The sequence below is a fragment of the Mycobacterium sp. NAZ190054 genome (assembly GCF_001545925.1).
In the GTDB taxonomy this organism is placed as follows: Bacteria; Actinomycetota; Actinomycetes; order Mycobacteriales; family Mycobacteriaceae; genus Mycobacterium.
Map to the genome: position 1 here is coordinate 1 of NZ_LMVQ01000002.1, position 24808 is coordinate 24808.

At 66.4% G+C, this 24808-nt stretch carries 22 protein-coding genes and 1 pseudogene; 10 read left to right on the forward strand and 13 right to left on the reverse strand.

Annotated features, from left to right (window positions below; all coding sequences use genetic code 11):
* The 4 genes and pseudogenes from ASJ79_RS00345 to ASJ79_RS00360 all read left to right on the forward strand — a co-directional run.
* A partial coding sequence (locus ASJ79_RS00345) for a cytochrome P450 (RefSeq protein WP_156448222.1) occupies positions 1-924 on the forward strand: 924 nt, incomplete at its 5' end.
* A gap of 58 nt (positions 925-982) precedes the next feature.
* Positions 983-2227 (forward strand): acyl-CoA dehydrogenase family protein, encoded by a 1245-nt coding sequence (locus ASJ79_RS00350; RefSeq protein WP_197420030.1) that lies wholly within the window; start codon positions 983-985, stop codon positions 2225-2227.
* Positions 2227-3027 (forward strand): tyrosine-protein phosphatase, encoded by an 801-nt coding sequence (locus ASJ79_RS00355; protein WP_067952273.1) that lies wholly within the window; start codon positions 2227-2229, stop codon positions 3025-3027. The genes ASJ79_RS00350 and ASJ79_RS00355 overlap by 1 nt, the downstream gene beginning before the upstream one ends.
* 111 nt (positions 3028-3138) lie before the next feature.
* Positions 3139-3991: pseudogene (locus ASJ79_RS00360) on the forward strand (hypothetical protein).
* Here the strand turns inward: ASJ79_RS00360 and ASJ79_RS00365 are convergent.
* The 10 genes from ASJ79_RS00365 to ASJ79_RS00405 all read right to left on the reverse strand — a co-directional run bounded on the left by ASJ79_RS00365 (position 3988) and on the right by ASJ79_RS00405 (position 15944).
* The gene (locus tag ASJ79_RS00365) at positions 3988-4473 is read right to left on the reverse strand and encodes a DUF456 domain-containing protein (protein ID WP_067952274.1); all 486 of its coding nucleotides are present in this window, start codon (positions 4471-4473) and stop codon (positions 3988-3990) included. The pseudogene ASJ79_RS00360 and the gene ASJ79_RS00365 overlap by 4 nt on opposite strands.
* Positions 4474-4491: 18 nt before the next feature.
* The gene (locus tag ASJ79_RS30600; protein ID WP_369803598.1) at positions 4492-4647 is read right to left on the reverse strand and encodes a hypothetical protein; all 156 of its coding nucleotides are present in this window, start codon (positions 4645-4647) and stop codon (positions 4492-4494) included.
* 814 nt (positions 4648-5461) lie between these two features.
* Positions 5462-6853, reverse strand: a complete 1392-nt coding sequence (locus tag ASJ79_RS00370) for an MmgE/PrpD family protein (RefSeq protein WP_067952275.1) — start codon at positions 6851-6853, stop codon at positions 5462-5464.
* Between the two features lie 94 nt (positions 6854-6947).
* A complete protein-coding gene (locus ASJ79_RS00375) occupies positions 6948-9032 on the reverse strand; it encodes a tripartite tricarboxylate transporter permease (protein WP_067952276.1) in 2085 nt (694 codons plus the stop codon).
* A 16-nt stretch (positions 9033-9048) separates the two neighbouring features.
* Positions 9049-10140 carry a hypothetical protein gene (locus ASJ79_RS00380; protein WP_156448223.1) on the reverse strand — a complete coding sequence of 364 codons (1092 nt, stop codon included), beginning with the start codon at positions 10138-10140 and terminating at the stop codon, positions 9049-9051.
* Between the two features lie 133 nt (positions 10141-10273).
* Positions 10274-11614, reverse strand: coding sequence for an FAD-dependent oxidoreductase (locus ASJ79_RS00385; protein ID WP_067952278.1), 1341 nt, complete (start codon positions 11612-11614; stop codon positions 10274-10276).
* The gene (locus tag ASJ79_RS00390) at positions 11607-12734 is read right to left on the reverse strand and encodes a PrpF domain-containing protein (protein ID WP_082753576.1); all 1128 of its coding nucleotides are present in this window, start codon (positions 12732-12734) and stop codon (positions 11607-11609) included. Before ASJ79_RS00390 ends, ASJ79_RS00385 begins: the two co-directional genes overlap by 8 nt.
* A gap of 1 nt (position 12735) precedes the next feature.
* Complete coding sequence (locus ASJ79_RS00395) at positions 12736-14346, reverse strand: AMP-binding protein (protein WP_082753578.1); 1611 nt, start codon at positions 14344-14346, stop codon at positions 12736-12738.
* Positions 14347-15099 (reverse strand): SDR family NAD(P)-dependent oxidoreductase, encoded by a 753-nt coding sequence (locus ASJ79_RS00400; protein WP_067952280.1) that lies wholly within the window; start codon positions 15097-15099, stop codon positions 14347-14349.
* A complete protein-coding gene (locus ASJ79_RS00405; RefSeq protein WP_082753580.1) occupies positions 15096-15944 on the reverse strand; it encodes an enoyl-CoA hydratase/isomerase family protein in 849 nt (282 codons plus the stop codon). The genes ASJ79_RS00400 and ASJ79_RS00405 overlap by 4 nt, the downstream gene beginning before the upstream one ends.
* Positions 15945-15959: 15 nt before the next feature.
* On the opposite strand from ASJ79_RS00405, the gene ASJ79_RS00410 reads away from it, so the two are divergent.
* Positions 15960-17135, forward strand: coding sequence for an MFS transporter (locus ASJ79_RS00410; RefSeq protein ID WP_082753582.1), 1176 nt, complete (start codon positions 15960-15962; stop codon positions 17133-17135).
* 55 nt (positions 17136-17190) lie between these two features.
* On the opposite strand, the gene ASJ79_RS00415 is transcribed toward ASJ79_RS00410, so the two are convergent.
* Positions 17191-18402: an acetyl-CoA C-acetyltransferase gene (locus ASJ79_RS00415; protein ID WP_067952311.1), complete on the reverse strand. Its 1212-nt coding sequence runs from the start codon at positions 18400-18402 to the stop codon at positions 17191-17193.
* A 157-nt stretch (positions 18403-18559) separates the two neighbouring features.
* Here ASJ79_RS00415 and ASJ79_RS00420 point away from each other — a divergent pair, with 157 nt between their 5' ends.
* Positions 18560-18739 (forward strand): hypothetical protein, encoded by a 180-nt coding sequence (locus ASJ79_RS00420; RefSeq protein WP_067952283.1) that lies wholly within the window; start codon positions 18560-18562, stop codon positions 18737-18739.
* A gap of 4 nt (positions 18740-18743) precedes the next feature.
* Here ASJ79_RS00420 and ASJ79_RS00425 read toward each other — a convergent pair whose 3' ends face one another.
* Positions 18744-19247: a tripartite tricarboxylate transporter TctB family protein gene (locus tag ASJ79_RS00425; protein WP_156448224.1), complete on the reverse strand. Its 504-nt coding sequence runs from the start codon at positions 19245-19247 to the stop codon at positions 18744-18746.
* Positions 19244-20749 (reverse strand): tripartite tricarboxylate transporter permease, encoded by a 1506-nt coding sequence (locus tag ASJ79_RS00430; RefSeq protein ID WP_067952285.1) that lies wholly within the window; start codon positions 20747-20749, stop codon positions 19244-19246. The genes ASJ79_RS00425 and ASJ79_RS00430 overlap by 4 nt, the downstream gene beginning before the upstream one ends.
* Positions 20750-20881: 132 nt before the next feature.
* Here ASJ79_RS00430 and ASJ79_RS00435 point away from each other — a divergent pair, with 132 nt between their 5' ends.
* From ASJ79_RS00435 to ASJ79_RS00450, 4 genes are all read left to right on the forward strand, one after another.
* Positions 20882-21535 (forward strand): hypothetical protein, encoded by a 654-nt coding sequence (locus ASJ79_RS00435; protein ID WP_067952286.1) that lies wholly within the window; start codon positions 20882-20884, stop codon positions 21533-21535.
* The gene (gene icd / locus ASJ79_RS00440; RefSeq protein WP_067952287.1) at positions 21532-22755 is read left to right on the forward strand and encodes an NADP-dependent isocitrate dehydrogenase; all 1224 of its coding nucleotides are present in this window, start codon (positions 21532-21534) and stop codon (positions 22753-22755) included. The genes ASJ79_RS00435 and icd overlap by 4 nt, the downstream gene beginning before the upstream one ends.
* A gap of 136 nt (positions 22756-22891) precedes the next feature.
* The gene (locus ASJ79_RS00445) at positions 22892-23992 is read left to right on the forward strand and encodes a tripartite tricarboxylate transporter substrate binding protein (protein WP_067952288.1); all 1101 of its coding nucleotides are present in this window, start codon (positions 22892-22894) and stop codon (positions 23990-23992) included.
* Between the two features lie 14 nt (positions 23993-24006).
* On the forward strand, positions 24007-24762 hold the full coding sequence (locus ASJ79_RS00450; protein ID WP_067952289.1) for an SDR family oxidoreductase: 756 nt from the start codon (positions 24007-24009) through the stop codon (positions 24760-24762).
* Positions 24763-24808: the final 46 nt, after the last annotated feature.

Consider the following 24808-nt stretch of genomic DNA (forward strand, 5'->3'; position numbering starts at 1 on the left):
AACCCGCGGCGCCGGCTGCCGACGTCGATCCGCAGGCCGGCGACAGCGAGGACCTCACCGACGGGCCCGATCCCACCGAGGACCCCCAGGCGGCTGGTGCGGCGGCTCGTGCTGGGCGCTGCGGCCCGCGACGACGAGTGGATCACCGATGACGTGTGGCGGTTGCGCACCGCCGGCAACTGGTCGTTCCTGGGCCGTCCGCACCCGCGGCGCCGCGAACGCCTGTTCGCCCAGCTGTACCGGTACGCCGAGGACCCCGATCCCGACAGCCTGCTGGGTGCGCTGGCCGAGGTGCCGGCAGCGGGCGCGGTGGATCCGGTCGGCCAGGTGCCGCACTGGCTCTTCGCGTTCGACGCCGCAGGCATGGCCGCGCTGCGCGCCGCGGCGTTGCTGAGCACGCATCCCGACACGCTCGCCCAGTGCGAGACCGAGGACAGCGACCGGGTCCGGGTGCGTCCGTACCTGCGGGCCGCCGTGCTGGAGTCGGTACGGCTGTGGCCGACCACACCGGCCATCCTGCGGGAGGTCGCCGCCCGGACCATCTGGCACGAAGGCACCCCCGACGAGGTGACGGTGTCGCCGCCGGCCACGGTGCTCATCCCGGTCCCGGCGTTCCACCGCGACCCCGAACTGGTCCCGTTCGCCGACGCGTTCAGCCCCGACATCTGGCTCGACGGCCGCGCCGCGCAGTACCCGCAGCTGGTGCCGTTCAGCGCCGGCCCCGCCGACTGTCCGGGACGCGACCTCGTGCTGTTCGTGACCAGCGCGCTGCTGGCCTCGCTGCTGTCCCGGATCCACCTCACGTTGACCGCGGGCGGCCCGCTCGACCCCGGCCGTCCGCTGCCCGCTACGCTCAACCAGTTCGGACTGGCGTTCCGCGCCACCGCCGCAACGGTTCCCGCGGAGCCGGCCGCACCGTCCTGATCGGGCGGTAAGCCCGCCCGTCCACCGGTGTCATATCGTGGCGGTCATGGACTTCGCGATGTCTGCCAAGGCGGCCGATTACCACGAGCGGTTGACCGACTTCATGACCGAGTTCGTGTTCCCGGCCGAGGAGTCCTACCACCGCTACCGCGTCGAGGCCGGCCCGGACGATCACACCGTTCCGCCGGTGGTCGAGGAGCTCAAGAAACTCGCCAGGGAGCGCGGGCTGTGGAACCTGTTCCTGCCGTCGGTGTCGGGGCTGTCGAACCTGGAGTACGCGCCGCTGGCGGAGCTGACCGGCTGGAGCATGGAGATCGCGCCGGAGGTCACCAACTGCGCGGCCCCGGACACGGGCAACATGGAGACCCTGCACCTGTTCGCGACCGAGGAGCAGCGCAAGCAGTGGCTCGAACCGCTGCTGGCCGGTGAGATCCGCAGCGCGTTCGCGATGACCGAGCCCGCGGTGGCCTCCAGCGACGCCCGCAACATCGAGACCACGATGCTGCGCGACGGTGACGACTACGTCATCAACGGCCGCAAATGGTGGATCACCGGCGCCGCCGATCCGCGCTGCAAGATCCTGATCGTGATGGGGCGCACCAATCCCGACGGCCCCAGCCACCGGCAGCAGTCGATGATCCTGGTGCCGGTCGACACCCCCGGGGTCTCGATCGAGCGGTCGCTGCCGGTGTTCGGCTGGCAGGACCAGCACGGTCACTGCGAGATCGTCTTCGACAACGTGCGGGTGCCGTCGTCGAATCTGCTCGACGAGGAAGGGTCCGGCTTCGCGATCGCGCAGGCGCGGCTGGGTCCGGGCCGCATCCACCACTGCATGCGCGCGATCGGCGCGGCCGAGCGGGCGCTGGCGCTGATGGTCGACCGGGTGCAGAAGCGCGTCGCGTTCGGCAAGCCGCTGGCCGAGCAGGGCGTGGTCCGCGAGGCGATCGCCAAGTCGCGCAACGAGATCGAGCAGACCCGGCTGCTGTGCCACAAGGCGGCCTGGACCATCGACCAGCACGGCAACAAGAGCAAGGACGCCCAGCTGCTGGTCGCGCAGGTCAAGGCCGTCGCCCCGCAGATGGCCTGCGACGTGATCGACCGCGCCATCCAGGTGCACGGCGGGGCCGGGGTCTCCGACGATGTGCCGCTGGCGCGGCTGTACAGCTGGCACCGCGCGATGCGGCTCTTCGACGGGCCCGACGAGGTGCACATGCGCACCATCGCCCGCGCCGAACTCGGCAAGGAGAAGTCCGCGCTGGCAGCGGCCGCGTGCGGCCAGTCGGTCGAGGCGGTGACGCGCTGATGCCTTCGACCGGCGGAGAACTGTCGGGCGCCTGGAACTTCCGCGACGTCTCCGATCAGACGGGCATCGCACCGGGGCGCTTCTTCCGCGCCAGTGAGCTTTCCAAGCTCGACGACAGGGGCCGCGCCGCACTGGCGGGCTACGGCGTCACCGACGTCGCCGATCTGCGCACGTCGCGCGAACTGGAGCGGCACGGCCCCGGACTGGTGCCCGCCGGTGTCGAGATCCATCACCTGCCGTTCGTCGAGACCATGGCCGCCGACGGCGAATCCCCGCACGAGCACGCGTTCCAGCGGATGATGACCGACAAGCGCGCGGATGAGCCCGTCGTCGACGCCGCGGCCCGCTACATGACCGAGGAGTACGGACGTATCGCGTCGGCGCCACTGGCCCGCCGCGCCGTGCACCGGGTGGTGACCCTGCTCGGTTCGGAACACGCTGTGCTCGCGCACTGCTTCGCCGGCAAGGACCGCACCGGCTTCACCATCGCGGTGGTGCTCGAGGCCGCCGGCGTCGACCGCGACGCGATCATGGCGGACTACCTGCGCAGCAATGTCGCGGTGCCGCAGTTGCGGGAGAGCATCCTGGAGTCGGTGCGGGTGCGGGCGGCCGAGGCTCCCGAGATCATGGAGCTGGCCGAGGCGCGGCTGACCGACGCGGTGCTCGGGGTGCGCGAGCAGTACCTCGATACCGCGCGCCGCACGATCGACGACGAGTACGGTTCCCTGACAAGCTATCTGGCGGCCGCCGGGGTGACCGAGGAGGACGTCCGCCGGCTCCGAAAGGCCCTCCACGGCTGAGCCCGCGGCGGATGCGGGGCGGTTTGCGTAACGTCACGGCGTTTTCGCGACCGAATTTCGCCACCCCGTTACGCAACTCGTTCTGTCGGTGCCCTCGACCACACTGCCGCCATGGACAGTCCCTTCCTCGGCAGCGCAGCACTCGCTGCCGGCACGGTGACCCGCCATCAGTTGCGCACCAGGTTCGTCGCGGTGCACAACGACGTGTACGTACTGAAGGGCACCAAACCGACCGCGCTGCTCCGCGCGAAGGCGTGCTGGCTGCGCTCGCGCGGTCACGGTGTGCTGGCGGGCTATTCGGCTGCCGCCGTACACGGCACCAGATGGATCGACCCCAAACTGCCCGCGACGATCATCGACACCAACCGCAGGCGGACGCCCGGCGTGGTCACGTGGGCGACTGCACTCGCCGTAGACGAGATCTGCACCGTGGACGGCATGCCGCGTGACGATACCCGCGCGCACCGCGATCGATCTTGCTCGGCGGTATCCGCTCGACACGGCGATCGCCGCCGTCGATGCGCTCGCGCGGGCGACGCGGCTGGCTGTGGGCGCCATCGAAGCCGCTGTCGACCGGTATCCCGGGCGCCATGGCAAAAGCCGGGTACGGAACGTCCTCGATTTCGTCGACCCCGGTGCGGAGTCACCGCAGGAGACGTGGTTGCGGCTCATCGTCGTCCGCGCGGGATATCCCCGGCCCCGCGCCCAGTTGCCCGTACTCAACGAATACGGCGTTCACATCGGCACCGTCGACCTCGGGTGGGCCGAGCACAAGATCGCGTTGGAGTACGAGGGCAAGCAGCATCGGCTGAGCGCTGAACAGTTCGACAAAGACATCCGCCGCTATGACGAGATGATCGAGTTGGGGTGGACCGTGATCCGCCTGACCGCCAGGGACACCGAAGGCACCGTGCTCATCAGGCTCGCCGATGCGTGGAACCGCCGGATGCCCGCCGCCGGTTAGAGCGTCAGGACCACCCCGACCACCCACGCCACCGTCGCCAGCAGCGCGCCGGTGAGCTCCACGCCGACCGACAGCGCCACCCCTTTCACCGCGTGCCAGGTCGACGCCCACGCCCGCGTGACGTCCCGCCGGATTCCCATCTCCGCGGCGAAAACCCCGAGCACGAAGCCGATCAGCAGCCCGATCACCGGAATGACGAAGAACCCGACCACCCCCGCGATGCCGCCGAGGACGAGCACCGACGTGCGCACGTCGGCCTGCCGCATCCGTTTGACGGGCCAGGTGTATTTGATGATCTGGGATGCGACGAACACCGCCGCCGCGACACCGAACACCACCCACGACACCGCGGTGTTCACGACGAACGCCCACACCGCGATCGCGCCGATCACCAGGATCCCGCCGGGCAGGATCGGCACCACGATGCCGGCCAGGCCGATTGCGATCGCCAACGCGACGAGGACGAGGCCGCCGGTGCTCATGCCGGCGAGCCTACGGGTTCACGGCTTGCGGCCGCGTACCCACTGCACGGTGCCGACGGTCTTGGTGCGCACGCCGACCAGGCCGAGGCCTTCGAGGCTGTCGCCGAGTTCGTCGTCGCCGAAGACGTGGACGCCCGCGTTCGGCAGGTAGCGCAGCAGCGCCCTTCGCGGCAATCGACCGGCCGCAAGCCGGACAATGGGAGGGAGACCTCGTCGGCAACAACCACCTCTCTGCGATCGGGACCCGGCGGTGATGCGATCGATTACCTGGGATCCGGGTACCGAGATGGCTCGCCAACGCAGAGAAGCTTGGCGCGCTCGTCTAATTCTGCGACTCCAGCCCTCCATGGCAACGCGGCACCAACGGACTGTTGCGCGACTACTTCCCCCAAGGGCGTCACGCTCATCAACCATCCACCGGAGCTTTTGCCAACCGTTGAGGACGGACTCGACGACCGCCCTCGAATGGTCCTCAAGATCGTTGCCCGGCCGATCTATTCGCTGCGCTGCTAACTCATCGGGTCCGTCGGTGTTGCGACGTTGACTGGAACCCACCTCGGAACTGATAGCCAGCGGTACTTCCGACAGGAGATAGGCCGATCGCATGAATTAGTGAACGACAACCGCCAAGGCGGCGTCCGGGTCGAAATCGATCATCCTCGGCGGCCACCACACCGGTTTCGAACTCCCACTCAGCCGCACATTCCTGCTCGTACTCCAGCAGAACCCGTTGTGCGGCGTTGTCGGCGCGCGAACAACCGTGTCCTCCAACTCCGGGCTTCGGGCCAGACCGGGCAAACTCCCGGATCGACCCAGTAGTCCAAGCCGCTGCCCTGGTAGATGGGGCTTGCCGCCAAGGGAAAGGAACTCGGCGGAGCGACTCTCGACGCGGGGCCAACTACTCCCAATGCGTCCGTAGTTCAGCTGTTACGCGTCTGCGCGCCTTCGCCTATCCAGTGGCGAAGACGGGCAACTGCCGCCGAGGCGGTTACTTGTGCAGCAGCGCGGCGATGTCGGCGACGTTATCAACGGACTCCAGGTTGTCGACCATGGTCACCAGGCGGTCGATCTGAGCGTCGTCGATGGCGGCGGACGCCAGGCTGCGGAACTTGGCCACCAGCTCCTCGTGGGTCATCGGGTTCTGCGGTGCACCCTTGCGGTACATCTCCTCGCGAAGGAAGGTACGACCGTCCTTGAGGGTGATCTGCGTACGCGAACCCCAGTAGAGATCCCAGTCGACGATCTCTGTGGCACGGCCGTACTTCAGGTCGCCATGCACGTGAAGTTTGTCCCCCACGGCCAGCACTTTCGGATCCTTGAGAACCTCGGGATCGACGTAGTACTTGAGCTCATTGCCACCCTTGACCATCGCCAATCCGAGGCTGTACGCCAAGCTGAACTGCGCGCCGATGGTGTCCTGCGGCTTGGTGATCGCCGCGCCGTGGTTGAGCGCGTGTGGGTTGATCCAGACGTCGATGCGCTCGAGGTCGTCGAAGGTGACGTCGTTCTCACGGATCAGATGAGTGAACGCTTGGATTGCGGTCGGAATGGTGCCGACGGTCGGGTAGGCCTTGACGATGCGCTTCTCCAGCACGAACCAGTCCGGTGAGTCCTCCTCGAGAATGCCGGACACATCGTCGAGGCGGGCGTGCAGCCGGCCGAGCCCACGCTTGCCCTCGAAGATCTCTGGTGGGCCGGTCAAACCGTTCTGTGCCAGCAATGTCGCAACCATGCCCGCGCGGGCGGCCATTCCCGAGTGGTAGCGCTTGACCTCACCGCCACCCTGGTCGTACTCCATCGTGCCCGACGAGTGGCTGCCCGTGATCGACAGCGCGTTGACGATCGTGTCCACGCCGAGATCGAGCAGCTTCGCCGTGACCGTGGCAGAGCCGAACGGCCCGACCAGCGCCTGCGCGTGAAAGCCCAGTTCTGAGATGGGGCGCGTCAACACCCGGCCGATCTTGTAGAGCACCTGACAGCCGAGCACGACTGCCAGGAGGAAATCGCGACCCGACAGTCGATGAGCCTCGGCGAGCGCGAGAGCGGAGGCGACGGTGATGCTGCTGGCATGGGTGCCGCCGGAGTACCCGGTGTCATCGAACTCGCAAGAATGCGCGAAGTTCGAATTGACCATGGCGGCATCGGGCGAGCAAACCTTGTCACCGTGGCCGGCGATGGTGCTCTGGGGCTTGCTCCCCAACTCCAGTGCCAACTCATAGCTCGGCCGGGTCCATGGCAGCGTCGAGCCCATCAGGATGATCCCGAACTGATCGAGGATGGCTTCCTTGGCGGCGGTGATCGTATTGGGCGGGAGGTCTTCGTACTTCAGTGAGGCGATGTATTCGGCGAGCCCCCGCGCAATCGGGTCGGCTGTCGTCATTGGAGGTCCTTCGGGGTCGGGGGAGAGATCAGGCGAGCAAGGATCGACGTTCGGGTGCCGTGCGGCGGTGCTCGACCCAGTCCACCGTCCGCCATCAGAAAATCGCTCCGCCCCACAGTCGTAGGCTCAGCAAGCCCCACAGGATGTAGTAGAGGAACGCCCACACCACCAGCCCCCAGATCGCCGCCGTCCACCATTTGGTCTTGGCGACCATGTACAGGTATGCCGCGGCGAAGATCGGCGCGAAGATAAGGAAGCCGAAGGCCCAGAGTCCGAATATGAAAGCCAGGAACTGCGCCACCACGAGCACCAACTGACGCGGACCGGCCTCGACGATCTCCGCTTCCTCGGCCTCGGCCGTCTTCTCGCGAAGCGCCACGATCGTGGAACCGCTTGCGCCTATATCGTCGCCCGCCATGGCGGAGGTGCTCGCGCCCGCCGGGTCCGGCACATCCGTCGCCCTCCGTTTACGCACCAGGACGGCCACACCGCTGACCGCGATACCCACCGACAGCGTCGCGAGGATGAACGAGATGGATTGCGGAACCGTCGCCGCGCTGGTGGGCAGATCCGCCGCGCGTACATCCCAGAACGCGACTGCGCCGAGCACCGCGAAGAACGTGGCCAGGAAGATGTCGCCGCGAGAGAACGGCCGTGCCTTCGCCGTCGCATCCACCCGGGCTCGACGCCGATTCCTGTAGTAACGGATCAGCGGGGATGTCAGGCTGATCGCCGCGATGACCGCCAGTATGACCACAATCGGCCGGGTCAGCCACGCCGACGGTTCACCGTAGATGTTGTTGGCCAAGAAGAAGTTCGCCTCGGCCAACTTGCCGAGCACCAGTCCGATCAGCATGGGCGCGACGGGCCAGCCCAGCCGCTCCGCCCAGAACGCCAGCAGCCCGACGAGGACCATCAGCAGAATGTCCTCGAAGCGGAATGATTCGGTGAAGCTGCCCACGGTGATGAAGACCAGCAACAGCGGCACCAGCAGCGTCTGGCGCATGTCGGCGAGACCCGCGATGCGCTTGGCCAGGAGCAGGCACAGTCCGACACAGAGCAGGTTGGCGATCACGATCGTCCAGACCATGCCGAAGGTGACGTCGACATCGGTGGTCAGCAAGTCGGGACCGGGTTGCACGCCGGTGATGATCAGTGCGCTGACCAGGATCGCCATGGCGCCGCTGCCCGGTATGCCGAACGCCACGGTGGGGAGCAGGCTGCCACCCTCCTTGGAGTTGTTGACCGAACCGGCGGCCAGCAGACCCTCGATCGACCCCGTACCGAACTTCTCCGGCGTCTTGGACGATTGCAGCGCGTGACCGTAGGCGATGAACTGTGCCGAAGTGCCCCCCACGCCGGGGATCAGCCCCACATACGCGCCGATGAGACTGGTGCGCAGCACCAGCCCCTTGTGCCGCCAGGTGTCCTTGGCGCCCTCGAGCCACGAATTGATCCGTACCGGCTGATCGCCGATCTCCGACCGTGCCTGCAGCATCGACGCGAGAATGGCCGGGACGGCGAACATTCCGACGACGACGGGGACCACCGGGATTCCGTCGAGCAGGTACAGCGAGTCGAAGGTGAGTCTGGTCTGCGCCGTTGCGATGTCCTCGCCGACCGTGGCGAGCAGGACCCCGAGCGAAGCCATTGCCAGACCCTTGGCCATGTTCTTGCCGGACAGTGCCGCCACCGTCGTCAAAGCCACCACCGCCAACATGAACACCTCGGGCGGGCCGAAACTGAGGACGAGCGGGCGGACCAAGGGTACGGCCAGGGCCAGGCAGAACGCACCGAACCACGCACCGACCAACGAGCTCGTCAGCACGGCACCGATGGCGCGTCCCGCCTGGCCCATCCGAGTCATCGGATAACCGTCGAACACCGTCGCCGCCGACGAGGCCTCCCCCGGTATCCCGAACAGAACCGAGGTGACGTCGCCGGCGGTAGCACAGGTGGCATGCATCGCCAACAGGAAAGCAACGGCCGCAAGAGGTTCCATCGAGAACGTCAGCGGCAGCATCAGTGCCATGGTGGCCGCACCGCCCAGGCCGGGCAGCATGCCCACCGCGAAACCGAGCAACGTGCCGATCAACATGTAACCCACGGTGGGCCACACGAACAGCGCACCCGCGCTGCTCAGGAACGTGCCCAGGCCGTGCAAACCGTCAGCGATCATGAACGATCAAGGCTTCTTACTGTGAGTCGGATTCGATTTGAGTCAGCACCGGGGCGACCACCGACGGGTCCGCCGTGACATACTTCGTGATTCGCTCCGCGACTGTCGCACCGTCGCTGGGCACCACCGCGTACAGGGGTTCGGCTTCCTTGACGTAGTCTTCGTCGGCGTTCATCTCGTCGAAAGCGGTGCGGTAAATCTGAACTGCTTCCTCGGACAGTCCGGGAGGACCACCGAAGGAACGCGCGAAGCCGTACCGGGTGAGGATCACTTCGAGAAGATCCTGCGATTCGGGTGAGGCGTTCTTGAACAGATCGGAGGCCTTGGGCACACCGATGAGTTCAGGAGCCGACAGCGCGGGCGCGTCCGAGAGACCGACCGTGACAACGGGCAGCAGTACACCCTCGTCGATGAGGTCACGTTCCTCGTCTTCCAGGCTTTCCCACGTCGTGACGATCGCGTCGACCTCTCCGCGTTCAATGGCCAGCCGACGCTCACCCTCGTATCCGAACACCGTGTCGAACTTCCATCCCAGGCCGCTGGCCAGAGTGGCCTGAACCAGGTGTGGTCCGTCTCCGGGTGAGCGCTGCGCGATGCGCACCCCGGGACCCTCGGTGAGCGGGGCGAGGTTGTCCTTGGTGATACCTGTCCGTGTGTGTACGAGAAGCACGTTGGTTGTCACGGTGGGGCTTCCGAACCACTTGAACTTCGACGCGTCGTACCGAACCCCTTCGGCTTCGCCTTCGCCGATCAGGTTGTAATGGGGTACGGCGACCGAGAACACACCAACTGAGGTGCCGTCGGCGGGCGCTTGGGTGTACGCGTAGTTGGCCATCACCTTGTCGCCGCCTCCAGGCATGTTCCTGACGATCACCTCCGGCTGTCCCGGGAGGTATTTCCCGATGTGGCGAGCGATCACGCGTGCGGTGGTGTCGTGCCCGCCGCCCGCCTCCTGTCCGACGAGGATCTCGACGGTCTTGCCCTCCAGGGTGAAAGCCCCGTCGGAGGACTCGGTCTCAGAGGGTTTGTTTATGCACCCCGAAAGCGCGGTGGCGACCACTACGGCCAAGCCGCCTACGAACATTCGGCGTGAGGGGTTGCGACTCATCACAAGACTCCATCGACTTGTCGGAGCGAATCCGGCCCCGAATGGGGTATTCAGGCGGATTAGGATACTTTTTGGAGTCTAGGGTCTTGCGGCTGAGAGTCAATAGTTGACGGCAAATTGCCGGAAGTTGACCTCAGAGAAAGGAGCCGGAGATATAGCCGGAAATCAGCGCGACGGCCAACCCGCCCAGATAGCCGCCCCGTGGGCCGCCGTGCACACCGACGACGTCACCGGCCGCCAGTAGCCCGGGCAACGGTTGTCCGCCGCGGCCCAGCACTCGGCACCGAGCGTCCACCCGCACACCGCGCATCGTCGCGGTGATGCCTGGAAGCACCCGCATGGCATACCAACTAGACGAATTCGATGCCCCGCCCGCCCAGGCTTCAACGGACCATTTCAATTGCGCTCGCGGAATCCGTAGCTGCACAGCGATATCGGTGATCGAAGCCGGACCAATGACCTCGGCGCCCCGTTCGATCAACTCCGTCACGTCTCGCAGATGCCCGTCGGTCTGAGTCGCCCGCGGCGAGCCGTCACTGTCCCGCTCGGCGGACGCCTCCGCGTGCGTGCGGCTGTCGAACACCACCGCGAAGCCAGAAGGGTCACCGGTCCTCACCATCGCGTTGACCAGAGCGATGCCATTGTCGGCGTTCGGGGTGAAAGCATGCCCGTCCCGGTCGACCAGCAGACCGCGCCTGGCCACCGCGTCGACAGTCGGCTGGGGCCATAGTCGAGGCTCCCGGGCCGCGGTGGCCGACAGTAGATGACCGTAGACCGCCGAAGACGGTTCGGTCAGGGCGGCACCCGCGCTGATCAGCAGACGCAGACCTTCCCCGGCTGCCGATCGTGTGGACCGCAAGAAGACGTCGTCAGCGTGCGGGCCCACGAGGGAACGCATCATCTTCGAGTTGGCCTGGAAGCCGCCCGTAGCGACGGTGACAGAACGACCGATCAACTCCTCCCGGCCGGCAACGCCCACGTGCCATCCGTCGCGACGCTGCCACAGCGCGTTGGCCGACCCGGCAGTGAGTTGGACTCCGGCGGCGCGCGCCCGGTCTCGCAGGGTGGCCAACGCGATCTCTGCGCCGCGGTCGGGCTGGGCAGTCTCCCCGCGCGCCTCCAGCCAGGGTTGGCAGGTGAATCGGTCATGGGGCCGAGGACCCTTGGGAGCCAGGTCGACGCCATGCCCGGCAAGCCATCGAATCGCCGGCCCACAGGACTTCGCCAGTCCGCGCGCCAGGTCAGGGTCGACCTCGCCGTCGGTCTGGTCGACCATTCGACGCACCAGTTCCTCGGGCGGCTCGTCCATGGCGCCCCACGCCAGATGGAAGACTCCACCCGAGATGCGGCTGTTGGCGCCGGAACCCTGGTCGGGGTCGGGATCGATCACCGCGACCGACCGGCCCGCTTCCCTGGCGCGCAGGGCAGCTGTCAGCCCGGCCAGGCCGCCGCCGAGGACGACCGCATCAAACACGAACGTAGACTTCGCCGGCCATCAGGCGGCGGGCGGTGCGGACCACGGCGACGGATTCGACCGACCCGTCCGCGCAGTGGCGCACTTCGGCCGCCGCCACACCCTTTGGGTGTCCCACTCGAACCCATGAGTCAGAACGCTCCCCGCGCATCCGGTTCGGCACCGTACCCGCTGTCACGCCGGCGACTGCCGTGCATATCAGCCCGGTCAGGGGATGGGCGTGATGCATCCGTTGCAGCGAGAACACCCGAGCGACGAAATCGATCTCGCCGTCCGAGACCGCGGTGCCCTGCGTTGTCCGGTAGTCGGCGGCCCGCGAGATCACCGAGACCAGCGGCAGGATCGGAGACGCCATCGCCGCGACGGCGCCCGGCTCGATCAGGCCGAGGTGCAGCGCTCCCGCCGAACGCACCGCTTCGATCTTGCCCAGCAGCACATCGTCCGAGTTCACCTGCGCGGGAAGAACTGCGCCGTCCATCTCGAGGTAGGCGGCGTCGACGAACATCACCAGGTTGGCGGCATCGACGAAGGTCGCCTCCACGGCCCCGAACGGCGTCTCGACCACATCCACCGGATTCCCGGTGGGCAGCACGCCCTTGTCGCGGAACTTGCCCACCGGATCCAGGTACTCGTTGACGATCCTGGCACCCGGCCGTGGCACTCCGGCCACTTCCACGTCACCCTGTACGGCGGCGCGTCCGCCCACCACCGGCACCGTCGCTCGGATGTTGGTGCGAGTGTTCTCGTTGTAGAGCACGAAGGTCGTCTCCGGCTCCGTGGCAGGCACCAGGCCCTCGTCGACCACATAGGCGCAGACCGCCGACGTCAGGTTGCCGCTGTTGGGCTTCCAGTCCACCAGCGGATCCCGCACGGCCACCTGACCGAAGAGGAAATCCACGTCGACACCCGGTCGCTCGCTGCGCTTGACGGTGATGATCTTGCTCGTCGATGAGCTGCCACCACCCATGCCGTCGATCTGCCCGACGTCGGGGCTGCCCATGATCTCCAGCACGACGGCGTCGCGCTCGTCCCCCGGCGGCGGCAGGTCCTCATCGCGGACCATCAAGCCCTTGCTCGTCCCACCGCGCATCCACACGGCCGGTATACCTCGTTGCGGCATGCTATTTCACCTTGACAATCGCTTCACGTAATTCGTTCTTCTGGACTTTTCCGGTGGCGGTCCGCGGTAGCGCCTTCACCAGCCGCACCGACTCCGGCCAGTACTGACGCGCCATCCCGAGCGTGTCGAGGTGGCGGCGTAACGCCTCGATGCCGAACTCACGACCCGTTGCGGGCACCACCACCGCGCACGCACGCTCACCCAGTCGTTCGTCGGGAATGCCCACCACCGCGACATCGGCCACCGCGGGATGGGCGGATAACGCGTTCTCCACTTCCAGTACCGGGATGTTCTCACCGCCGCGGATGATCATGTCCTTCACCCGCCCGGCGATCCGCAGGTTCCCGTCCGCGCGGAGCTCGGCGAGATCGCCGGTGTCGAACCATCCTTCGGCGTCGAGTGCGGCCTCGTAGAGATCGTGTCGGGGGAAGTAGTCGACGCACTGCGACGCACTGCGTACCCACAACTTGCCGACCGTGCCGGCCGGTTGCGGCCGGCACTGGGTATCGGTGACCTTGAGTTCCACCCAGGGCAGCGCCGAACCATCGGCCTGGTCGTTCCCGCCGCCGGGGCGGGTCATCGTGCAGACGCCGTTCTCGGTCATGCCCCACGCCATGGACACTTCCGCACCGAGTTCGGCCCGGACCCGGGTGCGCACCGTGTCCGGGACCGCTGCTCCCCCACTCTTGAACGCACGCAGCGAACTCACGTCCAGGTGCAACCGCTGCTGTGCATTGCAGAGGTCGATCATGAACGGGGTGGCACCGGAGGCGAAGGTGACACCGTGCTCGCCGATGAGGCGCAACGCAGAATCCGGGTCCCACTTGTCGAGATACACTGCCGTCATCCCCTCGGCCAGCGGCATCACACACCCGCCGAGGAACGCCGTCTGGTGCGCCATCGTCGACGGAGTGAGAACCACGTCGCCAGAGTCGAGTTCGGCCGCGATGGCTGTCGCCCGATATGCGGCGAACAGCGTGTTGAAGGTGTGCACCACCCCCTTGGGCTCGCCGGTCGTTCCCGAGGTGAACTGCACCTGCGCGACGGAGGCCGGAGAGACGTAGTGATCTCCCGCGATAACGTCGGACATCAGCTCGGGCTCGAATTCACACGGATCACCCTCGCGACCGACGCTGATCACCGGAATATTCAGCCCCATAGCGTCGTACATGGCCCGCAGCTCGAACCCGCCGATACGCGACGCCACCACACACAGGCTGCTGTCCACGGCGTGGATGGCGTGGGTGACCTCGCGCTCGCGGTGAATCGGCAGGATCGGATGCACCACGGCGCCCAGCCGGGCACACGCGAAGACCAGCACCGCAAACTGCCAGCAGTTGGGCAGCTGAAACGACACCACCGAACCGGCCGTGACGCCGCGCGCCCGCAATCCGGCAACGCACCGGCTGACCCGCTCGGCGAGCTCACCGTAGCTGACGGCCACTGTCTGACCGGTGTCCACCTCGTGCGCCACCACCGCGATATGACCCGGCCGACGGGCAGCCCAGTCCCTGAAGTCGTCGCCATAGGTCCGATCGGCGCGCCACCACCCACGCTCCAGGTAGGTGGCGCACCGCTCCTGGTCGCCGACGGTGCGGACTTCGATGGCCACCTAGTCGACCATCGTCAGGCCGCCGCTGACGCTGAGCACCTGACCGGTGATGTAGGACGCGGCGTCGGACGCCAGATAGGCGACGGCAGCGGCGATTTCGGACGGGTCGGCCAACCGGCGAAACGGGATGGCCCTGATCAGCGCTTCCTGGATCTTCTCCGGTTGGTCATGGAACAGCGGGGTGTCGGTCGGTCCCGGGGACACGCAGTTGACGTTGATCTTGTGGCGCGCCATCTCGCGGGCGAACGCCTTGGAGAACGCGATCACTCCGCCCTTGGCGCCCGCGTAGACCGCCTCTCCCATGCTGCCGACGCGGCCCGCGTCACTGGCGACGTTGACGACGTGTCCCGGGGTTCCTGCATCGACGAGGTCGGGGACGAAAGTGCGGCACATGGCCAGCACACCGCCGTAGTTGATGTCGATGACCCGCTGCCAGAAGTCGGGCTCTGTGCCCAGGAACGGCTGTCCGATGTTCCAGCCAGCGTTGTTGACGATGACCGTCGGCACACCGTAGGCGGCGTGGATGTCGGTGCGCATGGCCCGCACCGATTCGATGTCCGCGACGTCGGAGCGGAACGCGCCAGCGGTGCCGCCCTCCGCCTCGATCGTCGCGACGGTCTCCTTGGCGCGGCCTTCGTCGAGGTCGGCCACCGCAACGGTGGCGCCACCCGCGGCGAGTCGCCTGGCGATCGCCCGCCCGATGCCGGATCCGGCGCCCGTGACCACCGCGATTGTGCCGTCGAGTTCTGTCATGCCAATTCCTTTCGGGCCGAACTGCTCTTCTTTCTACTGCTGAGGAATTCGGTGAGGATGCCTGCCGTCTCCTGGTCGCCGTACAGCTCACGACTCGCAGCCAGTTCCTTGGCGTAGCCATCCGGGCTGGGCGCGTCGAGTAGACACTCCTTGGCCAGCGCCGTCGCTCGGGCGGGGCGGTGGGCGAGATCTCGGGCGAGATCACCCGCGGCGGCGGGTGCGCCGTCCACGCAGAAGTCCGCCAAACCAATTCGGTCCGCCTCCGTCGCGTCGATCATGCGGCCGGTGAGGATGAGCTGCCGAGCCCTCGCTCGGCCGACCACGGCCGCCAGCCGCTGGGTGCCTCCTGCGCCCGGTACCAAACCCAGCATGGTCTCCGTGAGCCCCATCTTGGCCTCTGGGCCGGCAAGGCGGAAGTCACAGGCCAGGGCCAGTTCGAGGCCACCGCCTAGGGCGAGGCCCTCGATCACGGCGATCGTGCCGAACGGCGCTCGCTCCAACTTGTCGAGGATGCGCTGGAAGCGACCGGCGAAAGCGACCATCTCGTCGACGCCGCCGTCGCGTTCGGTGGCGGCCTGGAGCATCGCGATGTCGGCGCCTGCCGAGAAGAACCTCGGATTGTCGGAACGAATCAGCAGGCAACGGGCACCGGAAGTCTGGCTGCACTCGATCGCCGACTCGAGCAGGTCGAGCATGTGGAGATCGAACGCATTCACGGGTGGACGCCGCAGTCGGACGGTCGCCACCGCTTGCTCGCGGACTAGTTCAATCACAACCGGCTCCATCTCTTTCCTGATAAAAAGTATCCTACATATACCTATTGTTGTAGCGGAAGGGCATGCCATGCCGCAAGGTCACCGATGAGCAGCCGACCCTCCCCGATCGTCGCCATGGTCGCCCTCACCATCGCCGCCTCGGCGGTGGGCGCACTGCCCCTCAATCTCGTCGGTGCCCTCGGCTTCCGTATCGAGGAAGACCTTGCGCTGTCTGCGGCGGGCATCGGGGTTGCGGTCGCGACGTTCCGTCTGGTGCAGGGTGTTTCGGCATATCGGCTGGGCGGTACCGTCGATGTTCTGGGAGCGCGGCGCGCGCTGTGTGTTGCCACCGCGCTCACCGTCGTCTGTTCACTGGTGATCACGTTCGGCGCCCGGTCCCTTGCGGTATTGATGCTCGCCATGGCCGTCGGCGGCATTGGCAAGTCGCTGATGCAGCCGGCGAGCAACCGCATGGTGGTCACCGAGGCTCGCGACGACCAATACGGCATTGTGATCGGCTTCAAACAGGCCGCCGCTCCTCTGTCGACGTTGCTCGCGGGACTGGCCGTGCCACTGATCGCGATGACGTTCGGCTGGCGATGGGCATTCGCCGTCACCGCCGTACTGGCCACGTTGTGCTGCGTGCTGGTCCTGCGCTTCATGACCGAGGAGCGATCGGGGAAGGCGAAAGCGGCCAAGAAGGAGCGGCCACCCCGTGACGAGTTGAAACTGCTGGCGCTCATCGGAATCGCGATGGCGTTCGCCAACGCCACCAACTCGATCATTCCCGCCTTCTGGGTGTTGGGCGAAACCCGGGCGGGCGCCGACCCCGCCCAGGCGGGAGTGGTGCTGGCAGCGGCCAGCGCCCTTGCCATCGTGGTGCGCGTCGTCAGTGGCATCGCCTGCGATCGGCTGCCGGGAGATCCGATGTTCTTATGCGCGGCGATGCTCTTCATCGGTGCGATCGGTATCAGCACGTTGGCATTCGTCGATTTGAACACCGTCCGTAGCGTCGGGTTGGTCGTTGGTTACGCCGGGGTGTGGGGCTATCCGGCAGTGCTGTGGTATGCCCTGCTCCGTCGGTTCCATCGCACGCCTGGATACGTCACCGGACAGGTCACCATCTATTCCTTGGTGGGCGGTTCGTTCGGGCCGGTCGCCTTCGGCGTGGTGGCCGACGCCACCTCCTACGGAGTGGGATGGATTCTCACTGCGTCCCTGGCTGTCGCCGCAGCGACGATCATGGCCCTGTCTGCTTCTCGGATGCGCAGCTCCAGCTGATCAACGAAGACGCCTCCGGGGTGCTCCGGCCTCACCAGGGAGGCTTCGTTGCCCCCTAGTCCACGATCTCGTAGACCGCGGCCAGACCTTGACCGCCACCGATGCACATCGTCTGCAAGCCGTACCGCGAGCGGCGACGCCGCATTTCGCGGGCAAGCGTGGCGAGCATGCGTCCGCCCGTGGCGCCGATCGGGTGACCGAGTGAAATCCCGGATCCGTGGACGTTGGTGCGCTCGCGGTCTGCGGATGTGAACCCCCACTCGCGCATGACCGCCAGGGCCTGCGCGGCGAACGCCTCGTTGAGCTCGATCAGATCCATGTCGGCGAGCGTGAGACCCGCCTTGCCCAGGGCGGCCGCGGAGGCCGGCACCGGACCGATGCCCAGCGTTTCCGGTGGCACACCGGCGACTGCCCAGGACACGAGCCGCACCAGCGGCGCCAACCCGAGCCGCGCCGCCTTCTCCGGAGTCGTCACAATGCACATCGACGCGGCGTCGTTCTGGCCACTCGAGTTTCCCGCGGTCACCGTCGCGTCCGGATCTTCGCTCCACATAATCGGTTTCAGACGGGCGAGTGATTCCATCGTGGTGTCGGGACGCGGATGTTCGTCGGTGTCGATCACGTCATCGCCGCTGCGCGAACGGACGACGACGGGAACGATCTCCTCGGCCAGGACGCCGTTCTTCTGCGCCGCGAGAGCACGCCGATGTGATTCGACGGCCAGCTCGTCCTGTTCGGTGCGGGTGATCCCGTATCGGCGCCGCAGGTTCTCCGCGGTCTCCAGCATTCCGCCGGGTACCGGATGGTGCCGACCACCTGCAGTGACGCGGCCGCGGGTCAGTCCGTCGTGCACGGTGATCCCAATTTGTGCGCCGCCCCACCGCATATCGGTGGAGTAGAAGGCGACGTTGCTCATACTCTCCACCCCACCGGCGATCACCAGATCGTCACCACCGCTGCCCACCTGCAGTGCTGCCTGAATGATGGCCTGCAAACCGGAGCCGCAGCGGCGGTCGACCTGCATACCCGGGACAGTCACCGGAAGACCCGCGTCGAGGGCCACGACTCGACCGATCGCGGGCGCCTCGCCGCTCGGGTAGCTGTGCCCGAGCACGACATCGTCGATGGCATCGGGCGCGACACCGGTGCGCTCCAGCATGCCGCGTAGCACCGTGACGCCTAACTCCACGGCCGATATCGACTTGAACATGCCGCCGTACCGACCGATGGGCGTCCGGACCGGCTCGGCGATCACCACCTCACGCAAGACCTTCGCCTCCTGTGTGAACAAGCATTGCTGCAGCTGTGTGATCTTCGCCATTGTCGCAGCTCACGTGATGGATCTAACGTCCTCGGCAGGTGCTTTTGCGTTGCCGGACTTGTTTAATTGAATGCATAGACAAACAACGTAAAGAGGAGCAGCAGTGACGTTCACCGAACGGTTGGAGCAGGCCCGCACCAACATCGCCGAGATCTTCGAGGTCGCGCGAATCGGCGTCGCGCTGCAGAACCGTGAGATCTCCGCCGAGCAGGCCTCTGACGCCATCGCTCGACTGGGAGCCAAGCCGGTGAGCCGCGACGAACTCGAACTCGCCGCTCGCTGACCACTCATCCGAACACCGGAATCTTCGCCAGGCCTCGCGGCCACTGCAGGTCGGCAAAGGTCCCGAAGAGGTAGAACGCCAGCAGCACCGATGCCACCGAGATGGCCGTGAACCTCGGGGTCGCCTTGGCATCGAAATGCAGCAGGAGTGTCAGCACCACCGCCGACGCGATCACCATGCCGATCACGTAGGTGGCAGCGACATACGCGACCATCACCGCGAGGTAGAGAACGCTGATGCCGAGGACCCGTACGGTCAACGCATCGGACGTCGCCTCCGCGGTGGTGGCGTAACTGCGCGTGTCGCCGCGACCGGTACGGATGAGCCGCACCACCTCCCGGGCCAGTAGCATCGACATCAGCACCGTCGCGACGGCGCCGGCGGACAGTGGTGCATACATCGCGAGCGAATGGAAGCTCAGTGCCTCGTAGGCGTAGAACACGCTGACGGCCAACAGAAGCGCGCAGAGTGCGACCCGGAACGGGCCCTGGATCACTCGATCATTCATCGCCCGGCCTCACTGTCGAGATTCGCCGTCACCGCTTCTGGCCTCCGCATCCGTTGGAACATCGGCACCGCCACCACGACCGCCACGACGATGAGGCCGATGGTGATGACGCCGGGTCGATACATCCAGTCCGCGCCGTAACGACTGATCGACAGGTGCAGGTACCGCTCGATGCTGGGCGCCAGCACGAAGCCCACCACCGCCGGGGCCCGTGGGATGTTTGCGATCTTCATCGCATATCCGAGTACTCCGAGGCCCAGCACGGCCAGCAGGTCACCGAAGTTCAGCGACGCCTGGTACGACGCGGCGAAGAACAGGATCAGAAGGAACGGCGCGAGCAGTTGCCCGGGCACCAGGGTCACCCGAGCGATGTAGCGCGACAGCGAGAAGCAGGTGATGGTGGCCAGTACGTTGGCCAGTACCAGCGCCCACACGACGAGCATCAGGATGTCGAGGTCCTGCTCGAGCATGGCCGGTCCGGGAGTGAGCCCCAACAGCACTATCCCGCCGAGCATCACGGCCGTCGACCCGCTCGACGGGATGCCCAAGGTGAATGTCGGAACCATCGATCCGCCGTCGACGGAGTTGTTCGCCGCCTCTGGGGCGATCACACCGCGAATGTCGCCGCGGCCGAATCTGCTCTTGTCCCTTGCCGTTTGACGGGCCATGGCGTACGCCATCCAGTTCGCCGCGGTTCCGCCGATTCCGGGGATGACCCCGAGAGTCGTCCCCAGTAGCGAACTCCGGATGACCAGACCCTTGTGTTTACGCACCTCACTGAAGCCGTCGAAGATGCTGCCTACGATCTTCTCGGTCTTGGCGATCGCGGCGCGATTGACCAACAGTGAGATCACCTCGGGCACGGCGAACAGCCCCATGGTGACGATGACGATCGATACCCCGGAGTACAGGTACAGGGAATCGAAGGTGTAGCGGTACTCGGGATAGGCCGGCGCCCCTCCGATCAGACCGATCATGACGCCGAGCACCGCGGCGGCGAATCCGAACAGTGGATCGCCTTTGACCAGCGCGCCGACGGTGGCCAGCCCGAGCAGGGCAAACATGAGTAGCTCCGGCGTGCCGATGCCGCCGATCAGCGGCCGCGCCGCGGTAATGACGAACAGGAAGGACACGGCGCCGATCAGCCCACCGATCAGCGACGAGGAGAAGGACGCGCCCAGCACCCGGGCGGCCTGTCCCTGTCTGGCCAGGGCATGACCGTCGAGAATCAATGCCTGCGAGCCGCCCGAACCCGGCACGCCGATGAGCACCGACGAAAAGGTGTCACTCGTACCACCCACGGCCGCCATGCCCACCAGCATCGCGATACCGGCCTCGGGCTCCATGCCGAACAGGAACGGTAGCAGCAGCGCCATTCCGGAGCTGCCGCCGAGGCCGGGCAACACGCCGATGACCAGCCCTACGGCGACGCCCACCAACAGATAGCCGAGGACCTCGATGGTGAACAGGTTCGCCATCGCAGTGGTGGCGGCGTCAAGCATGATGCACCCGGACCAAACGATTCATTGAGAACGTCCCATCAAGTATCCTGATTATCCCACTTGTAAGGAGTGCACCATTAGTTGGTCCAGCCGTCAAGGAATCACGGCCGAGACCTCGCCCGAAGGAGGACAGTGAACACCGAAGCCACGGAGACGCGGAGCGATCAGCGCCTGCTGATCGAGATCCTGGACATCGACGGACCCCTGCGCGCGGAGGTGATCGCATGGGTGCGCGGCGAAGTCGAACGCCGTTCGTCGAATCCCGACCTCGGCGTCGTCGAACACTGGCTCGCCGTCTCGGACGATTCCGGGACACTGGGCGAGGAACGGTCGCGCGTCCTGCTGATGCACCACCCCGTCGCCCCGGTCGGGCGGATCCCTCTGGCCGACACCCCGCCGGATTGGTTGACCATGCGCCACACCTACGACGCCGCAGCGGTCAGCCGGCTGCGCGCCGACGGCCGACCGGAACCCGACACTGCCAACGGCCTGCGCTTCGTCGCGATGAACTGCGCCGAAGGGGCAGAGGACGAGTTTCACGCCTGGTACGAGGAAGACCACCTGCCGAAGTTCAGCCACGTGACCGGCGTCCTCGAAGGCCGTCGGCTGTACTCGCCCGACTCATCGCGCAAACATCTAGCTCTCTACTGGCTGGAAGACATCGACATAGTCGGCATCCCTGAATGGAAGGCCGCCGCAGGTACCGAATGGACCGCCGAGATGCGCAAGAAGACCTTCGACCGCGACCGGATCAACTTCGTACCGTTCCCCAGCGGTCAGGCATGAGCGAGCGAATCCCATCGCGGCCGGCCCCGATCACCGTCGCCGGCGACGGGCGCCTCCACGTTCCGGAGACACCGATCGTGCCGTTCATTCGCGGAGACGGGATCGGCGTGGACATCTGGCCCGCAACACGGGCGGTACTCGACGCGGCGCTGGCCAGAACGGGACGTGCCATCGCGTGGAGAGAAGTACTCGCCGGCCAGCGCGCCTTCGACGAGACCGGTGAGTGGCTGCCCCAGGAGACCCTCGACGCCTTCCGTACGCATTTCATCGGAATCAAGGGCCCGCTGACCACACCTGTCGGCGGCGGCATCCGATCTCTCAACGTCGCCTTGCGCCAGCTGCTCGATCTCTACGCCTGCGTCCGGCCCGTGCGCTACTTCCCCGGCGTGCCGTCTCCGGTCAAGCGTCCCGAGCTGGTCGACATGGTGATCTTCCGCGAGAATTCCGAGGACATCTACGCCGGTCTCGAATTCGAGGCGGGCTCACCGGAGGCCGATCGGATACGACAGATGCTCGCCGAATTCGGCGGCCCCCGGGCCGGACTGCAGCCGGGCACCGGCATCGGGATCAAGCCCATCTCCGAGAACGGATCCAAGCGGCTGGTACGGGCCGCCATGGATTTCGCGGTGAGCCATGGGCGCAAGCGGGTCACCCTGGTGCACAAGGGCAATATCATGAAGTTCACCGAGGGGGCTTTCAAGACTTGGGGCTACGAAGTCGTCGCCGAGGAATACCGCGATGTCGCGGTCACCTGGTCGGAGTGCGACGGCGAAGCCGGCGACAAGATCCTGGTGCTGGATTCGATCGCCGACATCGCGTTCCAGCAGGTGCTCACCCGGCCGTCGGAATGGGACGTCATCGCCACCATGAATCTCAACGGCGACTACCTGTCCGATGCGCTCGCCGCGCAGGTGGGCGGCATCGGCATCGCCCCTGGCGCGAACATTAACTACCGCACCGGCCATGCGATTTTCGAGGCGACCCACGGCACCGCCCCGAAGTACGCCGGACAGGACAAGGTGAATCCCGGTTCGCTCCTGCTGTCGGGAGTGATGATGCTCCAGCACCTCGGTTGGCAGGAGCCCGCCGACGGCGTGGTACACGCGATGGAGGAGACGATCGCCTCCGGCGTCGTCACCTACGATTTCGCCCGGTTACGCCCCGACGCAACGGAAGTCACCACCTCACAGTTCGCAGAGGCGATCATCGCGCGGCTGTGAGCGGGCACCCGAAGCCGCGCGCACCCGCCCGTGCGCGCGGCTTCTGTCATTCCGCCGCGCACGTTCGGCTGAGGTGGTATCAGTAGATTTCTGATACTAATTGTACGAATACAGTACCGAGATCACGAGGAGCGCGATGCCCACGAACCGAACTCTGCTCGCCGCGGCCGCGGTGGCGATGCTGACACTGTCCGCGTGTAGCGACGGGAGCAGTGGCGGCGCTGCCGATGAAGCCTTCTACGCCGGCGAGACCATCGAGCTAATCGCACCGGTGTCCCCCGGCGGATCCGTCGACGGCGTGGCCCGCCTGTTCGCCAAGAAGCTGTCCGAACACCTCGAAGGCAACCCGACGGTCCAGGTGGTCAACATCGACGGCGGCGGTGGAATTCTGGCCGGCAACGAGTTCGCCAACAAGTACCGGCCCGACGGCAAGACGCTGATGCTGATGACGCAGGTCTCCGTCCTGCCGGAAATCCTCGGCATGGACGCGGTCCAGTACGATCTGGCCAACATGACGGCGGTGTGGGCGGCAAACCGCGGTCAAGCGGTCATGATGGCCAACACCAGCACCGGAATCACCGATGTCAAGCAATTGGCCGATGCGCCAGGCAAACTCACCATGGGCACCATCTCCCCGGCCGGCGCGGACCTCCCGTCGGTGGTCAGTCTGGAAGTGCTCGGGCTGCTCAACAACAAGGTCGAGGTCATCAGCGGATACGAGAACGGCGACGCGGTGCGCAATGCATTCATGGCCGGGGAGCTCGATATCCACTTCGACCGATCGTCCGGCTATGTCAAAGAATTTCAAGGCACCTATCCGGCCATCTTCACCTACGGCGAGACCGACGGGCAGGGCAACGTCACTCGCGACCAGGTGGTACCGGACGCTCCCGACGTCGGCGAGGCGTACCGCACCCTCTTCGGAAAGGAACCGTCCGGCGAAGCGTGGGACGCCTACGTCATGCTGCTGAACATCCTGGGCCGCGGCGGCTACTCGCTACAGACCCACAAGGAGGCCCCTCAGGAAGCCGTTCAGGCGCTTGATGCCGGGATCGCCGGCGTCGTCGCCGACGCGGAATTCACCGAGGCACTCAAGGGTTTCATGGGACCGTTCCCGAACGAGATCACCGGCGACGAAGCCAAGCAATGGGGGGAAAGCGCCTCCGACGTCGACCCCGAGTCGTTGCAGTGGGTGCAGAACTTCCTGTCCACCAACTTCGACATGAAGTTCAACTGAGAGGACGTGGTCTCATGACACCCACACCGGTGGCGGTGGTGACCGGGGCCGCGCGCGGAATCGGCGCGGCGATCGCGTTGCGGCTCGCCCAGGACGGCCACGCCGTCGCTCTTCTGGACCGCGACGCCGGGTCGTGTGACGATGTCGCCGACAAGGTGCGTGCCACGGGCGTCGCAGCAGTCGCTGTGGCAGCAGATGTGTCCGACGAGGTTTCGGTCTCGGCGGCGGTGGACGCCATCGCCGAAGAACTCGGTTCGCCGACCGTACTGGTGAACAATGCCGGCATCCTGCGAGACAACCTTCTGTTCCGGATGTCCTCCGACGACTGGGACGCGGTGTCCGGGGTACATCTGCGGGGTTCCTTCCTGATGACCAGGGCCGTCCAGCCATACATGCGCGAAGCGGGCTTCGGCCGGATCGTCTGCCTGTCGTCGACGTCGGCGCTCGGCAACCGCGGCCAGGCCAACTACGCGGCGGCCAAGGCAGGCTTACAAGGCTTCGTGAAGACCCTGGCGCTCGAGTTGGGGCCTTCGGGTGTCACCGCAAACGCGGTGGCGCCCGGGTTCATCGTCACCGACATGACGCGGGCTACAGCCGAGCGCCTCGGCCAGCCGTTCGAAGAGTTCGAACGGGCGAAGACGGCCGCCATACCGGTGCGCCGGGGGGGCACGCCGGAGGACGTCGCACACACGGTCAGTTTCCTGGTCGACCAGCGGTCGGGCTTCGTCAACGGTCAGGTGATCTACGTGGCCGGCGGACCGCGTTGTTGAACCATTGAACACAATCAGCCCCGGGCGTGCGCCCCGGGGCTGATCT

What these genes read in the sequence shown, in the direction of transcription:
- ASJ79_RS00350 (WP_197420030.1), top strand. Translation starts at nt 983, where the DNA reads ATGTCTGCCAAGGCGGCCGATTACCACGAGCGGTTGACCGACTTCATG.
- ASJ79_RS00355 (WP_067952273.1), top strand. Translation starts at nt 2,227, where the DNA reads ATGCCTTCGACCGGCGGAGAACTGTCGGGCGCCTGGAACTTCCGCGAC.
- ASJ79_RS00365 (WP_067952274.1), bottom strand. Translation starts at nt 4,473, where the DNA reads ATGAGCACCGGCGGCCTCGTCCTCGTCGCGTTGGCGATCGCAATCGGC.
- ASJ79_RS00370 (WP_067952275.1), bottom strand. Translation starts at nt 6,853, where the DNA reads ATGACGACAGCCGACCCGATTGCGCGGGGGCTCGCCGAATACATCGCC.
- ASJ79_RS00375 (WP_067952276.1), bottom strand. Translation starts at nt 9,032, where the DNA reads ATGATCGCTGACGGTTTGCACGGCCTGGGCACGTTCCTGAGCAGCGCG.
- ASJ79_RS00380 (WP_156448223.1), bottom strand. Translation starts at nt 10,140, where the DNA reads ATGAGTCGCAACCCCTCACGCCGAATGTTCGTAGGCGGCTTGGCCGTA.
- ASJ79_RS00390 (WP_082753576.1), bottom strand. Translation starts at nt 12,734, where the DNA reads ATGCCGCAACGAGGTATACCGGCCGTGTGGATGCGCGGTGGGACGAGC.
- ASJ79_RS00400 (WP_067952280.1), bottom strand. Translation starts at nt 15,099, where the DNA reads ATGACAGAACTCGACGGCACAATCGCGGTGGTCACGGGCGCCGGATCC.
- ASJ79_RS00405 (WP_082753580.1), bottom strand. Translation starts at nt 15,944, where the DNA reads ATGGCATGCCCTTCCGCTACAACAATAGGTATATGTAGGATACTTTTT.
- ASJ79_RS00410 (WP_082753582.1), top strand. Translation starts at nt 15,960, where the DNA reads ATGAGCAGCCGACCCTCCCCGATCGTCGCCATGGTCGCCCTCACCATC.
- ASJ79_RS00425 (WP_156448224.1), bottom strand. Translation starts at nt 19,247, where the DNA reads ATGAATGATCGAGTGATCCAGGGCCCGTTCCGGGTCGCACTCTGCGCG.
- ASJ79_RS00430 (WP_067952285.1), bottom strand. Translation starts at nt 20,749, where the DNA reads ATGCTTGACGCCGCCACCACTGCGATGGCGAACCTGTTCACCATCGAG.
- icd (WP_067952287.1), top strand. Translation starts at nt 21,532, where the DNA reads ATGAGCGAGCGAATCCCATCGCGGCCGGCCCCGATCACCGTCGCCGGC.
- ASJ79_RS00445 (WP_067952288.1), top strand. Translation starts at nt 22,892, where the DNA reads ATGCCCACGAACCGAACTCTGCTCGCCGCGGCCGCGGTGGCGATGCTG.
- ASJ79_RS00450 (WP_067952289.1), top strand. Translation starts at nt 24,007, where the DNA reads ATGACACCCACACCGGTGGCGGTGGTGACCGGGGCCGCGCGCGGAATC.